Origin of the sequence: Rhizobium sp. BK008, assembly GCF_014197345.1 — a bacterium.
GTDB classification, from domain to species: Bacteria; Pseudomonadota; Alphaproteobacteria; order Rhizobiales; family Rhizobiaceae; genus Rhizobium; species Rhizobium anhuiense.
In genome coordinates this window covers 579,428-594,736 of record NZ_JACIFK010000003.1, presented here as the reverse complement: position 1 = coordinate 594,736, position 15,309 = coordinate 579,428, and the positions used below count along the sequence as shown (strand labels likewise).

Below are 15,309 nucleotides of genomic sequence, written 5' to 3'. Positions count from 1 at the left end.
CTTTGGCTGCGAGGACATCGAGTGAGGGCCCTAAGAGGGTTAAACAATAGGATGTTAAAGCACCCCCATGCCCGAAACCTCCCCCTCCCCGTTATCTCCCTGAGGCCGAGCTCCAAAAAGATCCGCCGCGCCGCCTGCGGCGTGACCTCGAGCGTCTTCGCCACCATTTTTCCGGACACCAGCGGTTTCGCCATGACCAGCTTGATGAGCTCCGGCAATTTTGAAGACGTCCGCCGCCCCTCCAGCTTCCGCTCCAACAGGGTTCGGGCCAGCGTTAGCCGGGGTCATGCTCCTTTAGTCCGATCTCGGCGGCCGCGATCAGCCCGTGGGCGATCGCAAGCAGCCGGGTCTCCCAATCACGATGCCGGCGCCGATCTACGGAAATGGTTTTGAGGCCGAGATTGATGGCGGCGAGATGTGCGCCGGTGGTGATGCCGCCTTCCCGCAGGATCGACGCGGCGAACAGCCGGCCGAGCCAGGGCGCGTGCTGAAGAACGGACAGCTCGTTCCAGGCATCCAGGGCGAAGATCGCCTGCAGGATAGCCGGCAGGTTTTCTGCCTGGCGCAGCACGCCGCGCCATTCGCCGAGCCGGGCATCCTCGTCCCAATCGAGATCGTAGATGATTGGATCTTTGTCCTGACCGCCGCCACGGCCCGGCCGTCTGGCGTTTTTGATCGCCGCCTCCGACCGGGCGAGCACCGCATCGATGGCGGCGTAGTCGACGCCCGGAAGATTTTCGACGTCATCATCACCCCCCTCCCCTTCCGCGATGATCGCGACCGCAGGCCGAGTGACGCCGGCCGGCTCTACTGCCTCAGCACCGACAAGATTGATGTCCGACGTCTGTCGCAAAGTGCGGATGCCCTCTGTCGATAGCGCCCAATCCGGCAACTGCGTAGCGATGAGTCGGCGGGTGCGCAGCACGTCACGGGCAATGGTGAGTACATCGGTCGGTGTGCGAATATCCTTCGTGGCGTCGTGGAGGAGGTCTTCGAGATGCACGAGCTCGCCGTCGATCCACAGGGAGGCGCAGGCGTCAGCAAAATTTTGGCGTTCGATCCAGCCCTGACCGACCGGCGAACGGGCGATGCACTCATCGATGCGTGCCAGCTCGACACCGGCGCGAAAAGCCGGCTCCATCAGTAACTGGAGCAGATCTGGTGGCAGAAGGGATTCCTGTTTTTGTGAATCATGATTCACTTCCTTTATGACGAAGCGCCGCCTCCCCATGGCCGAGCATGCCGACACGCTGTCGCTGAAGGCGCTGCGGGAGTTGATGACTGGTCTGGTGGAGCGGGCTGATCGGGCAGAAATCCGGATCGAGAAGCTTGAGGCTGACAACCGAAAGCTTCGTGAAGACAACGACCTGCTCAGGGTAGAGAACACGCGGCTGAAGGTCGACAACCAGCTTCTGCGCGACGAGATTGCGCGGCTCAAAAACCTGCCGCCACGCCCACCCTTCAGGCCGTCGGGTATGGACCAGGCAACGAGTGACAAAACGGTTGCCGGCAGCCGAAAGCCTGCGCGGCGTCGCGGGCCGAAAGGCGACAAGAGCAGCGTCACGCGCGAAGAGGTGCTGCCTGCCAACGCACCACCCGGATCGCGCTTCAAGGGCTACAAGGATTGCGTGGTGCGGGATCTGGTTGTGCGGGCCGAAGTGGTGCGCTATCGCCGCGAATGCTGGGTGGCTCCGGATGGACGCACGATCGTCGCGCCGCTGCCTGCGGGGATAAAGGGCGGCTACGGCGCCAGTCTGCGTCGCTTCTGCCTGATGCTTCATAGCCATGGGCAGGTGACGACGCAGCGATTGACGACCTTGCTGAACGATGTCGGTATCGAGATTTCCAAACGCCAGGTCATCCGGTTTTTGACAGAGCGGCTGGATGGCTTTCATGCCGAGGATGCTGCCGTGCTGCATGCGGGCCTGATCTCGGCTCACTTTGTCACGGTTGACGACACTGGCGCCCGTCATGCCAACCGCAATTTCCACACGACACAAATCGGCGGCGAACATTTCACTGCCTTCCGCACGGCGCCGTCGAAGTCGCGGCTGAACTTTCTGGCCCTGCTGCGCGGCAACTATCAGGACTATGTTCTCAACGATGCCGCCTTCACCTTTCTGGAAGACCGTCAGGTCGACCCCGCCCTTCTGGCGCGGTTGAAGACACGCCAACCGCGGCGGTTTGCCAATCAGGTTCCGTTTCTCGAGTATCTGGCCGCCAATGGTATCGACATCTTCGACAAAGAAATAATCCGCCCGTTTGCCGAGGCCGGCATCTGGGGCGCCATCCGCCATCATGGTCTGGTCGGCAATGCGGTGATTGTCTCCGACGATGCCGGACAGTTCCGCGTCGGCACCCATGCGCTGTGCTGGGTCCACGCCGAACGGTTGCTGCACAAACTGATGCCGGCGACACCCGGCCAAGTACGGCATGTCGAAACCCTGCGGGATCTCATCTGGCGCTTTTACAAGGCCCTGAAAGCCTATCAGCGAAGACCTGATCCGCGTGCAGCCCGGAGCCTTCAGGCCCGGTTCGATCGGATTTTCTCGCTGCGCACCGGTTATGGCGACCTCGACAAACTGCTGTTTCGACTGAGACGCCGCAAGGCAGAACTGCTGCGGGTTCTCGAGCGGCCTGAAACCCCGCTCCATACCAATGCGTCGGAAAGAGATCTGCGCGGATTTGTCATCAAGCGAAAGATTTCCGGCGGCACGGTCAGTCGCAACGGTCGCCAAGCGCGTGACAGCATGCTCGGCCTGATGAAGACCTGCCAAAAGCTCGGCCTGTCGTTCTGGCACTATCTCGGCGATCGGCTGGGGATCAGTGACGAAGATCATGCTGTTGCACCCCTCGCCTCCCTGGTTGCAGCTCGCGCCTGAACGCTCTCGGCCCTTCGAGCACCCTGCTCGGCGCCAGACATGCTGATTGTGTCGGCATGGCCACCAAATCAGCCCCGCTTACCTCCATCAGGGCTGTCATGCTGATTTTCGCGAGATCGTAAGCCATTAAAATCATGGTAAACGAGCCATTAACTAGAAGAGATGTTGGCCATTGCTTCCGCTGCTTCAGACAATTGCGGGTTGGTCTTATAACCATCGATAAGTATCAAGTATCGATAGTGATGGATTTGGCGGCGCAGAACCGCTAAAGTCGGGGCAAGTCACAGCGCCAGAGACCGCCATGCTAGAGCCAAAAGCCCTCCCCTCCCCTGTCGATCCGGTGCATCGCCGCGCCGAGGAACTTGATGCACTCGACGCCATCCTGCCGTTTGCCCGTCGTGATCAGCTAGCCGCATTGCTGACGGACGATGATGTCGCCACCTTAAAACATCTGGCGCAACAGGGCATGGGCGGCAACACGCTCAGGGCGCTCGCTTCCGATCTCGGCTATCTTGAGGCTTGGTGCGCGCTTGCCATCGGCTCTCCACTGCCCTGGCCGGCGCCGGAGAGCCTGCTGTTGAAATTCGTCGCTCATCATCTCTGGGACCCTGTTGAACGTGCCGAGGATCCGAACCATGGCATGCCGGTCGAGGTCGAGACAGGATTGCGCGCCGAAGGGTTTTTACGGGTCAACGGCCCGCATGCGCCCGACACGGTGCGCCGGCGCCTGACCTCGTGGTCGATCCTGACACGCTGGCGCGGACTAACCGGAGCGTTTTCGGCGCCATCATTGAAGACCGCGCTCCGGCTTGCTGTGCGCGCCGCGCCGCGGCAAAGCCGCCGCAAGAGCAAAAAAGCGGTTACCGGCGATGTCCTGGCAAAGCTCATGGTCACCTGCGCCGGCGATCGTCTGGTCGATGTTCGCGATCGTGCCCTGCTGCTGACCGCCTTCGCTTCCGGCGGCCGCCGACGCTCCGAAATTGCAAGCCTTCGCATCGAGGATCTGATTGACGAGGAGCCGGTGCATGCCGACCCGCAGAATTCCGCCTCCCCTCTCCTGTCCTGCCTGACACTCAAGCTCGACCGCACCAAGACGACGAATGTAGAAGATAAGGCCCATGCCGTCCTGATCGGCCGTCCGGTCGGGGCTTTGAAGCGATGGATCCAGGAGGCAAAAATTGAGGCAGGGCCAATCTTCCGTCGTATCGACCAGTGGGGCAACGTCGATCGCCGCGCCTTGACACCGCAGTCCGTCAATTTCATCCTCAAGGCCCGCTGCAGGAAGGCTGGTCTCGATCCAGAGATATTTTCAGCCCACGGGCTGCGATCTGGTTATCTCACCGAAGCGGCCAACCGCGGCATCCCGCTTCAGGAAGCCATGCAGCAGTCATTTCATAAATCGGTGGCGCAGGCTGCAAGCTACTACAACAATGCAGAACGGAAGAACGGGCGGGCCGCAAGGCTGGTCATTTGACGGATTGACCCTCAAATCGCACCGTTGGCGCAAAAGTTCTACGAGGCAATTCAGGTCGCCGTCATGGAAGGCTGGAAATGTACTTGGTCTGCATCAACGCCAGCCACTGTCATAACGATAGCCTGTGCCGTCAAAATCGCGATAGCCGGAGTTGTCCTCATGACGCGGACCAACTCTGTAACGGTAGCCCGAGTCACCATAGTCGCGATAACCGACATTACCTTCATAGCGCGGGCCGCGGCTGTAGCGATAATCTGCGCCTTCATCATACCGCGGACGGTCCCTGTCCTCGATGAGAGCACCGGCAACCAGTCCGCCGATGAGCCCCGCCGCCAGCCCACCAACGATGGCAGCACTCCTGTCGCCGTGCCGGTGCTCGCGATAATCATGTGCGCTCGCGGAGCCATAGGAAGTGAAGATGCTGCCGGTCGCGACCAATGTAGCAAGTGTCGAGAGAATGATCTTTTTCATCGGCTACTCCATCAGAGCCTGTGTTGGGAGGTAAGGCTCTTTCTGGTTACTTGATGACATTGGCGCGCTGAACAGGCTGTGAATGTTGCGTTTCGCTGCCGTTCATCGACCGTTGGAGTTAAGGCCCCACGCCAACGGCCGCGGTAGAAATCAATCCAGTCATCGACCTTGGGTTAAAGATGGCGTTCCGAACAACCGACGCGGCGAGCCTTTAGGCGCACGGCAATGTGAACGACGCGCGACGCGCCAGCGGACGCAGCCGAGCTATCAACATATCGTCCTTGCAATTACGGAATTATACTCCATAAATGCAAGGATGATTGAACGTCGAATATCTACAAAACTGACTGAGTTGATCGATTCGAGCCCCGCCGTTGCGCTCATTGGCCCGCGTCAGGTCGGCAAGACTACGCTGGCTCTCGCCATAGCCGAACAACGCCCATCAATCTATCTCGACCTGGAATCGGATGCCGACCGCGCCAAACTCACCGAGCCGGAACTATATCTCAGCCAGCATAGCGACAAGCTCGTTATCCTGGATGAGGTTCACCGGCTACCAAATCTTTTTCAGAATTTGCGTGGGCTTATCGATCGGGGCCGGCGAAATGGGAGGAAGGCTGGCCATTTCCTGCTGCTCGGGTCCGCATCCATCGATCTATTGAAACAGTCGGGTGAGACGCTGGCCGGTCGCATCGCCTACCTTGAAATGGGTCCGATCGACAGCCTGGAAGTACCAGTTGATGATCTGAATAAGCTATGGGTGCGAGGCGGCTTCCCTGATAGTTTCCTTGCGGTAAATGATCGTGCAAGCCAGCGCTGGCGGCAGGACTTCATACGAACCTATCTGGAACGAGATATTCCCGTGCTTGGTCCTCGTATTCCTGCCGAGACATTGCGGCGCTTCTGGATAATGCTCGCACATCATCAATCCGGACTTCTGAATGCCGCAGAATTTGCGCGTTCGCTCGGCGTCGATGGCAAGACGGTCGCCTCCTATCTCGATCTCCTGGTTGATCTACTCCTCGTACGACGCCTTGAGCCTTGGCATGCGAATGTTGGCAAGCGCCTTGTCAAATCACCGCGGGTCTATGTTCGCGATAGCGGCATCACCCACACCCTTTTGGGACTGACCACTCAGGAGGACCTGCTTGGACACCCAGTCGCCGGGGCAAGCTGGGAAGGTCTCGTGATCGAGACGTTGATTGCAGCAGCCCCCCCCGGAACTCAGAGCAATTTTTACCGAACATTGGCTGGTGCGGAGATTGGCCTCCTTCTGACGCCCCCGGGTGAACGACCTTGGGCTATCGAAATCAAGCGGAGCCTGACGCCGAAACTCGAGAAAGGCTTCTATCTTGCATGCGAAGATCTCGACCCAGCACGACGCATCGTCGTTTACCCTGGGCAGGAAACTTTCCGCCTAAAGCACGATGTGGAAGCAATGCCCCTAGCCTCGATAGGCAAAGCTCTGGTTGACCTTACCTAGCGGGCGTATCGCCTATAGAAGCCCGCTCCAGCATCTCTCTGGGCAACAATGCGCGAACAATGCGATAGCGCTCATTCAAACACACAGTTCTGCGGCATTACGCCGGTGGAAGGCCGCTGACGCGCGTTCCGTGTCGACCGGAAGACGCGCTGGGAGCGCCTCCTCTCTTTGATCATAAAACATACTCGCAAAGGGTCATTTCTTCGCGCATTCCTTATTTGTACAAAGCACCTGAAAAGCAGCCGCAAAGACCCATGGCAAGACGACCAGCTTCAAATCAGCCGCCATTACCGAAACGGCTCGTCGGCTACGCCCGCGTCTCGACGGACGATCAGGTCCATGACGCGCAGATGGATGAGTTGCGCGCCGCCCACCTTCTGCGTTCTATCGACCGCTTCGTCGACCTGTCCGGCCTTGCGGTCCCACTTGCGGCCTTTCTATAGCGAGATCGGGCGGCCCTCGATTGATCCAGAACTGATGATCCGCATGCTGATCGTAGGCTACTGCTTCGGCATCCGTTCCGAGCGTCGGCTGTGTGAGGAGGTGCATCTGAACCTCGCCTATCGGTGGTTCTGCCGGCTCGGCCTGGAAGGCGATGTGCCGGATCATTCGACTTTCTCCAAGAACCGGCATGGCCGCTTCCGGGATAGTGATCTGCTGCGCGAGCTATTCGAGACGACAGTAAGGCGTTGCATCGACGAGGGTCTTGTCGGCGGCGAAGGCTTCGCCGTCGATGCGAGCCTGATCAAGGCGGATGCGAACAAGCAACGCTCGGCGGAAGGGTCGGAAACGGTCGACTGGAGTGCGATGGCCGAGACCCGTCGCTGGGTCCAGGAATATCTCGACACGCTCGATGACGCGGCGTGGGGTGCGGCCAGTGAGGTGAAGCCGAAGTTCGAATCGAGGTCTGATCCGGCGGCGCAGTGGACCGGAGCGCAGAAGGGCCATGCCTTCTTCGCTTACGCCACCAACTATCTGATCGATATGAACAATGCCATCATTGTTGACGTCGAAGCGAGCCGGGCGATCCGACAGGCCGAAGTCGGCGCGGCACGCACCATGATCGAACGCACCCAGGATCGCTTCGACCTTTATCCAGAACGGCTGGCCGCCGATAGCGCCTATGGTTCTGCCGAGATGCTGGGCTGGCTGGTGCACGAGCGGGGATAGAGCCGCATATCCCGGTCTTCGACAAGTCCGAGCGGCGCGACGGCACTTTCGAAAAAGCCGACTTTGTCTACGACCACAAACGCGATCTCTATACCTGCCCTGGCGGCAAGGAGTTACGCTCGCAACAGATCACCCACAAAAATGAGCGTCCGCTTGTCGACGAGGATGGCATGGTATGCTACCGAGTCAGCGAGCACGACTGCGATCCCTGCGCCCTGAAACCCAAATGCTGCCCGAACACCCCGGCGCGCAAAATACCACGCTCCATCTATGAGGGCGCTCGCGACATGGCTCGCGATATCGCCAAAACGGAAGCCTATGTCACTTCGAGGCGGGAGAGGAAAAAGGTCGAGATGCTCTTTGCTCACCTCAAACGCATCCTCAGATTGGATCGCTTGCGACTACGAGGGCCGAATGGAGCTAGAGATGAGTTCCACCGCGCAGCCGCAGCCCAAAACCTCCGGAAACTCGCAAAGCTAATCCCGACGCCGATGCCGAAACCAGCACAAAGGGAGCTACACCTTGGCGCGCCAGCCGCAATCCAGATGCTGCCGCACGATCTCGACGCGACTTTATCAAAGGTATCTGCCCAAAGCGGCCGTTGCTCAAACGGGGGCAGCAACCTTACGGCTCGGTAGGAGATACCAAAAGACAGAAGTCAAAACGACTGCACCGCCCAGAAGGACTGGTAGCGTGATCTCCTCGCTGTAGAAAATCCAGACCCATATTGGGCCAAGGATGACATCAAGCATGGATAATAGTCCGGCTTCACCTGAACCAATCCGGCGAGAGCCAAGCAACAAAAGCACATAACCAAAGCCGGTCGTGAAAATCCCATAGAAAGCGCATGCGAGGAGTTGTGTCGATGTCGGTATCGAATACTGCATGAGCGGAAGGGCGATGCAAAAGCAGGCCAACGCGGCCAAGACCGTCATCATCGTCGAATCCATGCTTGGAAACCGTTTGGCAATGACAATCTGCGTGGCGCATCCAGCCGTCATGATAAAAGCAGCCAGGATGCCAAGAAGGTCGTTTGCCGACATAGCTGCTCCGACCGAAATAGCTACTCCCAGGAAAGCTAGACAGCCAGCGATCACGAAGCGGTATGTCACGCGGTCGTGCAGCCATAAGAAAGCGATCCCGGTCGCTACAAACGGAAGCGTGGCGTACACCGTCATGACATTCGCGACGGTCGTCCACTGCAAAGACGCAATATAGGTGATCGCCGCTACTGTAGAAACGACACATGCAACCACACCGGGCATGCCGAAAGTCCCTTTAACACCTTTCTTCGTCCATCTTCGGCGGATCAATAGAAATGCGCCAAGCGTGACGAATGAGAAGGCCGACCGCCAAGCGACCATTGACCAGACATCCATGTCGGCGATGCGCACAAAAAGCCCGGCCGTGCTCCACAAAACAGCAGAAGAAATCACGAGATAGATGCCGACAAGCCTACTGGGTGCTATGCTCATATGAGGTCACTCCGTGGAGAGAGATGTGCATAAACAACCTAGTAGACGATTGGTCTAGTTATGGATGGTCAATCTGCGACGCGTGAACGCCTCATTTCCGAAGGTATGCGGCAATTGCTGGCGCATGGCTATGACGGTGTGGGGATCGGCCCGATCCTGAAGGCCGTCGATGTCCCGAAAGGGTCCTTCTATTATTTCTTTCAGAGCAAGGATGACTTCGTCGTAGCGGTCGTCGAAGCGTATGAGGAGAAGTACCGGCAGGTGCGGGAGAAATTCTTCACTGACATGTCGCTCCGTCCGCTGGCCCGCCTCGATGCCTATTTCGCAGCTCTTGAACAAGAGTATAAGGCGGCCGCCCCATATGCAGGGTGCCTTTACGGTATGATTGCCCAAAGCGCTGCAGGCCGGAGCGCAGTCGTTCTCGATGCGCTCGCCGCTTCATTCGAACGCTGGGAGAAAAGTATTCAAGGGGTGCTGGCCGCTGCGCAGCAGGATGGCGATATCGACAGTGACGAGAACATCAATGATCTAACAGCGAGTATCGTGGACGCTTACGAGGGGGCGCTCATTCGAGCTAAAGCCAAGGATGGTGTGTTGGCATTCACCCGCTTCCGTGAAATCGGGCTGAAACGTTTGATTTCGCCCACGAAGCTAAATGTCCGCTAGTCGCATTCAGCCAATCCGGAAGATTCCAATGATCCTGGAAGGTAATAAAGTGGTATCATTCCAACGAAATTGATTCCGCGTAATCAAGCTGATCGACATCCCCATTCAGAGGCGAAAGGGCATCTGCCTTTTCGGTGGCCAACGCGCCGGTGACGCAGCGTGTGCTCCCCGTTCCTGGAGTGCAGGACCTTCTTGGGAAGCCACATTCACGGTCGTCTTCGATTAACGCGGTTCCTCGAGAGAACGTGATCTCCGAGGCGATTAGTTCCCACAAAATCCCTCTCAAAACTGCGAGTAGACGATATTGGATCTTTCGCCTATCGATTGCTTATGAAATCGTCGCTCGATCATATGCCGCTTCGCAAGCAACGAGAACTCGGCCGGGTCCTTGAAATCCTCCACGAGGAATTCGAGGACGCGCTGAAAGAAGGCACGGCCGATTTCAAGAAGCGCGGCCGGATTCTGAAGATTATCCTGTTCGGCTCGTACGCCAAGGGCGGATGGGTCGATGAACCCTTCACCATGAAAGGGTATCGCTCCGATTTCGATCTCTTGATCATCGTCAACAACCGCAAGCTCTGCGAATTCGCCGACTACTGGTACAAGGCCGCCGACCGGCTAATCCACGAGGCCTCGATCGAAACGCCGGTGAGCTTCATCGTCCATTCAAGGCGTGAGGTGAATACCTACCTCAAGGAAGGACAGTATTTCTTCTCCGACATTCGCAAGGAAGGCATCGTCCTTTATGAACTTGACGATGAACCGCTTGCGGAAGCCGCACCACTAAGCCCGGCAGACCAACTGCGTATTGCTAGGGAGCACTTCAAGGACAGGTTCTCGCTTTCCCAGACATTCTTAAAGGGTTTCCGGTTCTATGTCGGAGAGAGAGAGTTTCGCGTCGCCGCCTTTGAACTCCATCAATCGCTCGAGCAAGCTTATTCCTGCGTCCTGCTCACCCTCACCAACTACGGCCCACCATCGCACAATATCAAGTTTCTGCGCTCCCTCGCCGAGGAACAAAACCGCCGGCTGGCCGAAGCCTTTCCGCGTGATCAACACAAGGAACGCGCGTGGTTCAACACATTGAACGAAGCATATGTGAAGGCGCGCTATTCAAAGCATTATGAGATCAGCGAGGAGGCGCTCAGGTGGCTCGGCGAGCGAACAACAATGCTGCTCGAATTGGTCAGGGTCGTTTGCTCCGAGCATCTGGAAAAGCTGAAGCACAGCAGCGACTAGAAACCGGACGACACGGCCATGATTGGTGGGACGCAAAAGGCTTGATCACCAAGCTTTAACAATGGCTTCAATTCCCCGGGCCGGACCTACGCGAAGAACTCGCAAAGCGGCCGGTGGCCGGCTTTGCGAGGTGCTTGCCGTCAGTTCCTGATGGAATGGTTGGACCAGACTAGAGCCGGATACCGCCAATTGTGAAACCACCGTCGACGGTGATTTCCTGGCCGGTGACGAAACTGGCATCGTCCGACAGCAACCACGCCACGGCGCCCGCGACGTCTTCTGATCTGCCGTTACGGCGAAGAGGCGTGTGACTGGCGAGGCGAGCCGCGAAGACAGGGTCGATGACGTCATCGGCCATCGGCGTCAGGATGATGCCAGGGTTTATGGCGTTGACGCGGATGTTCCGTGGGCCTTGTTCCACCGCAAGGGTGCGCATCATCGCCTGCAGGGCACCCTTCGTGCCGGCATAGGCTCCGGCGCCTGGCATCACGCCACCAGCCGTCCAGGAGGCGTTGATGAGGATCGCACCATCGGCCAGAAACGGCAGGCATTGCTTGATGGTGAAAAAGGTGCCGCGCAGATTGGTGGCGATAAGCGCGTCGAATTCGTCCGCTTCCGTAACAGCCAATGGCTTGAACTCCCCAAGCACGCCGGCGTTGGCGAAGAGGGCATCCAGTTTGCCGAAGCGAGTTATCGTCGTGTGGACGGCCGCGGCAACCGCCTCGTTGTCGGCGATATCGCAGGCAATCGCAATGGCTGTGCCGCCAGCGGCCTCGATCTCCGACTGCAATTGGCCGATAGGCTCGGGCCGGCGTCCGATGAGAGCGACCTGGCCACCCTCTTCGACCAATCGAAGCGCGGCAGCCCGCCCCATGCCCGTTCCCGCCCCGGTAATGAGGACCGTTTTGCCCGTGAATCTGTTCTGCGCCATGTCGTGCTCCTTGTTTGCAGCGTCACAGGAGTTGTAATTTCGCCCATACAAATGGATAATCGCGAAAATAATATCGTCATTTAAAAGCAGAGCTATCGAATGGGCCTATTCCGATCCATGCAGGTATTCGTGACAACGGTGCAAGAGGGCTCGATGAGTGCCGCCTCCGGCAAGCTCGGGATGTCACCGGCAATGGTTGGGCAGCATGTGGCAGCACTTGAGGAGCGCCTCGGAACGCGTCTTCTGAACAGGACGACCCGCCGTCAGAGCCTGACGGATTTCGGCGCCAGCTATGTCGAACAGTGCCGAGATATTCTGGAGCGCGTGGCGATTGCCGATCAGGATGCCGAGGCATTGCAAGCAGAGCCTCGCGGCAAGCTGAAGATGACGGCTCCGACGACGTTCGGCGCAGAGATGCTGATGCCGAGACTGCAGCGCTACCGCGCGCTTGCCCCGGATGTCACGCTGGATATCACCTTGACGGATCGCAATGTCGATATTGTCGACGAAGGATTCGATATTGCCTTCCGTATCGGCGAGTTGCCCGATAGCCGCTTGATCGCGCGCCGTCTTGCCCCTTACCAGATGATGATCTGCGCTGCACCAGACTACCTTGCTCGAAGGGGCAATCCAGGTCATCCAAGTGACCTGGCCAACCATGATGCCATCGGCTTTGCCCCGGCAGCGCGGTCACCATGGAAGCTGGCGAACGGCGACGTTAAGGTCGAAGTCATTCCGCGGATGTCGATCACCGTCAATAGCGGTCAGGCCGTGCGCATGGCCGCGCGCGCGGGCCTGGGAGTGATCATGCAGCCATCCATTCTGCTGCGTTCGGATGTCGAGGCAGGCCTGCTCGTTCAACTCTTTCCAGACTGGCATCTCCGCGAGCGACCGATGTCGCTTATCTATCATCGCGATCGCCGCATGACGCCGCGCCTGCGCAGCGTCATCTCGTTTGCCATTTCAGAATTCGGCGCGACATCCGAATGGCGGGAAGATCCCCATTCCTAATGACCCGTCGTGGCGGGCTGGTCAGCCGACGGCTATCGGACTGGCGCGCTGCTTTCTCGGACGAACCGATCGACCACCGTTTTCGGCACTGACCAAGCGGCTGTTGTGATAAGCGGAATTCCTCTCGCTCGGCGGGGCGCCTTTACGTCCGAACAAGAGCCATCGATTGCCCAACGCGACGATCGCCATACAGCGGGAACAGCAGCACCACTTGGAACGTTTAGAGAACGAATTCAGGAGGCCGCTATGAGTGACAATCCGAAAACGAAGACATCATCCAACACAGAGAAAGACCCCGACGATTGGGTCAGCGGCGACGAGCCGATGACCGGCGCGCAGCGGTCCTATCTGAAGACCTTGTCGGAACAGGCGCACCGGCCTGAAGCCTATGCCGAGGATCTGACCAAGGCCGAAGCGTCCAAGCGGATCGACGAACTCAAGCAGTCGCTCGATTTGGAATGAGCGGCCGCCTTGTCGTAGCCGATTGATTGAGGCCGAACGCCGAGGGCAGACTTTTGCGCCCCACTGTATTCCGATTGCGCAACGGCAAAAGGGCTGCTGCAACGCGAACCAGTCCGCGTGATTTTTGGTGCACAAAGGATTTACGCCGTTGGCCAGCGTGGTGGTCGCTGCGAGCACCCTCGCCGATCTTGGTTCCGGCCGCGGCCCGATAGTAGATCCCAGTGCCCGAAAGCGGCCACCGCCGCATTTGCATTGGCGATGACGTGATCGCGATCTTCAACATCTCACGAACCTCGTATCCCCGGGCCTGGGTATTTCCTTCACCTGCACTGTCAGCTGCTCGAAGACAAGCCTGGCATTTCATTGCGCGCACTGAGATGGTGTAGGTGACCCCATCGCGACCGGACTTTGCCTGGTGCGGTCGAACATGCCCGCGAACTGGTTACACTCGAAACCTGGACAAGCCCCATAATCGCATCATCTCAGCTGGAGCCGAGATATCTGCCGGGATCACATAAGGGTCAGCAGATCGTGGTGTTATGACGCTCTTGCGTTTCTTGATCGGAAGCCCGTGGCCCATGTTGCTGACCGAATAGAGGGCCACTTTCCTCTCGCCGGTCACTTTCCACGACTGCAAGCTGCCCCATGGTTTTTTCTCCAAGCGGCCGCTGCTTTCTACAATGCCCTGAACTTCGAGCCACTGAGCAACACAAGCGAGCGCATTGGCGGGCTTGACCACCCGGTCTTCCATGCCCTGCCAGATGGTTATCGGAGGCCATGCCCTGACTTCTGGCGAAATCTCGGCGATCGGCCGTCCCCATCCGCCCGGTGGCGGCGTCGCACCTGACTTCATCGCGCGCAGGGCCGACATCGCGTCGCGGACAGATCCGAACGGCATGCCGGCGATGATTGCGGCGCCGGCAAACAGTGAGGGATAGATCGCGACAAGTGCGCCCGTCATCGCCCCGCCGGCGGACAGCCCCGCGATGAAGATCCTCGACCGGTCGATGCGATGTCGCTCGCATAGGTGCTCGATCATCTGCTTGATCGAACGGACCTCGCCGCGGTCTCGCGCGACGGCACTTGGTCGAAACCAGTTGAAGCAATCTTGCGAATTGTTTGCTCTCTTCTGCTGTGGATAGAGAAGAACGAAACCGCGTTCTTTCGCGAGCTTGGAAAAGCCCGCCGCGGCATCCAGGCTTTCAGGAGTCTGACGGCATCCGTGAAGCAAGACGACAAGCGCAGGGTTCTTCGGCAGCCTGGACGTCGGAACGAAGGATTTCATCGCCAGGCGGCCCGGGTTGCTTCCAAACGCGGTTGTCTCGACCAAAATCGGTTTCGCGGGACGGGGCGTTGAACGTTTCGTTTTGCGTCGGGTCTTTGCGACAGCTTTCTCGATCCGTTTGCTGATTTTCTTTTGGGCTCTGAGGACCCTCAATAGCGATCTGCCGAAACTGAGCTTCATGGGTCGATGTTCTCAACCCGACAAAGGAGCGCTCGCAGACCCGGCCGGGCTGCCTCGCGCATGGCATCCTTCAGTGGGAACCAATGTGTTTTACGGATGCTTTTCTCCGGAAACTCGTCCGCGATGCGCGACACCTGGAGAAGATGGACGGACACATGGTAGTGGTTGGGACCCGTGTCCTTTCGATACGAAAAGGAACCGAACACGGTCGTGTCGACGAGGCCCACCACTCCGGCTTCCTCGAAGGCCTCTCTGAGCGCCGCAGCGCTGGTGATTTCACCATACTCGACGCGCCCTTTCGGAATGCCCCAGCGACCGTTCCGTCGGCTGCCTACAAAAAGAATTTCAAGTCCACCGCCTTCGGTCCGACGATAGCAAAGAGCACCAGCCTGCGCGACATCGCGACCAGACAGGGTGTTCGTAAGTTCCGTCTGGTCGTTTTCGTTGAGCATTGTCCGCCTCCGGTTTCGAAGCCCGCGCACGCTAGCGGGGCTGCCTTCAAGAGTCCAGTTTGCTTGATCACCTCTGGTGGCACTCTCGAGTTGCGCCTTTCTGGGCTTTTCTGCCAGCGGCATGCACG

General features: G+C 58.5%; 12 protein-coding genes and 3 pseudogenes. 9 read left to right on the top strand and 6 right to left on the bottom strand.

Annotation, left to right across the window (positions count from 1 at the left end):
• Positions 1–62 precede the first annotated feature (62 nt).
• Positions 63–1,141, bottom strand: a pseudogene (locus tag FHT69_RS17510) (RHE_PE00001 family protein); the annotation flags it as partial.
• A 67-nt stretch (positions 1,142–1,208) separates the two neighbouring features.
• Between FHT69_RS17510 and FHT69_RS17505 the strand changes: the two are divergent.
• Both FHT69_RS17505 and FHT69_RS17500 read left to right on the top strand, forming a co-directional pair.
• Positions 1,209–2,882: a transposase gene (locus FHT69_RS17505; RefSeq protein ID WP_183905701.1), complete on the top strand. Its 1,674-nt coding sequence runs from the start codon at positions 1,209–1,211 to the stop codon at positions 2,880–2,882.
• A gap of 301 nt (positions 2,883–3,183) precedes the next feature.
• Positions 3,184–4,356 carry a site-specific integrase gene (locus tag FHT69_RS17500; RefSeq protein ID WP_183905700.1) on the top strand — a complete coding sequence of 391 codons (1,173 nt, stop codon included), beginning with the start codon at positions 3,184–3,186 and terminating at the stop codon, positions 4,354–4,356.
• Between the two features lie 93 nt (positions 4,357–4,449).
• Here the strand turns inward: FHT69_RS17500 and FHT69_RS17495 are convergent, their stop codons facing one another.
• Complete coding sequence (locus tag FHT69_RS17495; protein ID WP_168332975.1) at positions 4,450–4,827, bottom strand: hypothetical protein; 378 nt, start codon at positions 4,825–4,827, stop codon at positions 4,450–4,452.
• Between the two features lie 316 nt (positions 4,828–5,143).
• On the opposite strand from FHT69_RS17495, the gene FHT69_RS17490 reads away from it, so the two are divergent.
• From FHT69_RS17490 to FHT69_RS17480, 3 genes and pseudogenes are all read left to right on the top strand, one after another.
• The gene (locus FHT69_RS17490) at positions 5,144–6,310 is read left to right on the top strand and encodes an ATP-binding protein (protein WP_183905699.1); all 1,167 of its coding nucleotides are present in this window, start codon (positions 5,144–5,146) and stop codon (positions 6,308–6,310) included.
• A gap of 254 nt (positions 6,311–6,564) precedes the next feature.
• Positions 6,565–6,681: pseudogene (locus FHT69_RS17485) on the top strand (recombinase family protein); the annotation flags it as partial.
• Positions 6,661–7,977 (top strand): annotated as a pseudogene (locus tag FHT69_RS17480) (IS1182 family transposase); the annotation flags it as partial. The pseudogenes FHT69_RS17485 and FHT69_RS17480, both read left to right, overlap by 21 nt.
• Before the next feature lie 108 nt (positions 7,978–8,085).
• Here the strand turns inward: FHT69_RS17480 and FHT69_RS17475 are convergent.
• Positions 8,086–8,955 carry a DMT family transporter gene (locus tag FHT69_RS17475; protein WP_183905698.1) on the bottom strand — a complete coding sequence of 290 codons (870 nt, stop codon included), beginning with the start codon at positions 8,953–8,955 and terminating at the stop codon, positions 8,086–8,088.
• Between the two features lie 60 nt (positions 8,956–9,015).
• On the opposite strand from FHT69_RS17475, the gene FHT69_RS17470 reads away from it, so the two are divergent.
• Positions 9,016–9,621 (top strand): TetR/AcrR family transcriptional regulator, encoded by a 606-nt coding sequence (locus FHT69_RS17470; RefSeq protein ID WP_097596194.1) that lies wholly within the window; start codon positions 9,016–9,018, stop codon positions 9,619–9,621.
• Positions 9,622–9,951: 330 nt separating this feature from the next.
• On the top strand, positions 9,952–10,860 hold the full coding sequence (locus FHT69_RS17465; protein WP_183845058.1) for a nucleotidyltransferase and HEPN domain-containing protein: 909 nt from the start codon (positions 9,952–9,954) through the stop codon (positions 10,858–10,860).
• Between the two features lie 169 nt (positions 10,861–11,029).
• Here the strand turns inward: FHT69_RS17465 and FHT69_RS17460 are convergent, their stop codons facing one another.
• Positions 11,030–11,791 (bottom strand): SDR family NAD(P)-dependent oxidoreductase, encoded by a 762-nt coding sequence (locus FHT69_RS17460; protein ID WP_183905697.1) that lies wholly within the window; start codon positions 11,789–11,791, stop codon positions 11,030–11,032.
• A 99-nt stretch (positions 11,792–11,890) separates the two neighbouring features.
• Between FHT69_RS17460 and FHT69_RS17455 the strand changes: the two genes are divergently transcribed.
• A complete protein-coding gene (locus FHT69_RS17455) occupies positions 11,891–12,802 on the top strand; it encodes a LysR family transcriptional regulator (protein WP_183905696.1) in 912 nt (303 codons plus the stop codon).
• Between the two features lie 246 nt (positions 12,803–13,048).
• Positions 13,049–13,264 carry a DUF3072 domain-containing protein gene (locus FHT69_RS17450; RefSeq protein WP_097595436.1) on the top strand — a complete coding sequence of 72 codons (216 nt, stop codon included), beginning with the start codon at positions 13,049–13,051 and terminating at the stop codon, positions 13,262–13,264.
• Between the two features lie 442 nt (positions 13,265–13,706).
• Here the strand turns inward: FHT69_RS17450 and FHT69_RS17445 are convergent, their stop codons facing one another.
• Both FHT69_RS17445 and FHT69_RS17440 read right to left on the bottom strand, forming a co-directional pair.
• Complete coding sequence (locus FHT69_RS17445) at positions 13,707–14,729, bottom strand: PHB depolymerase family esterase (RefSeq protein WP_183905695.1); 1,023 nt, start codon at positions 14,727–14,729, stop codon at positions 13,707–13,709.
• On the bottom strand, positions 14,726–15,181 hold the full coding sequence (locus tag FHT69_RS17440; RefSeq protein WP_183905694.1) for an NUDIX hydrolase: 456 nt from the start codon (positions 15,179–15,181) through the stop codon (positions 14,726–14,728). The genes FHT69_RS17445 and FHT69_RS17440 overlap by 4 nt, the downstream gene beginning before the upstream one ends.
• Between the last annotated feature and the right edge of the window lie 128 nt (positions 15,182–15,309).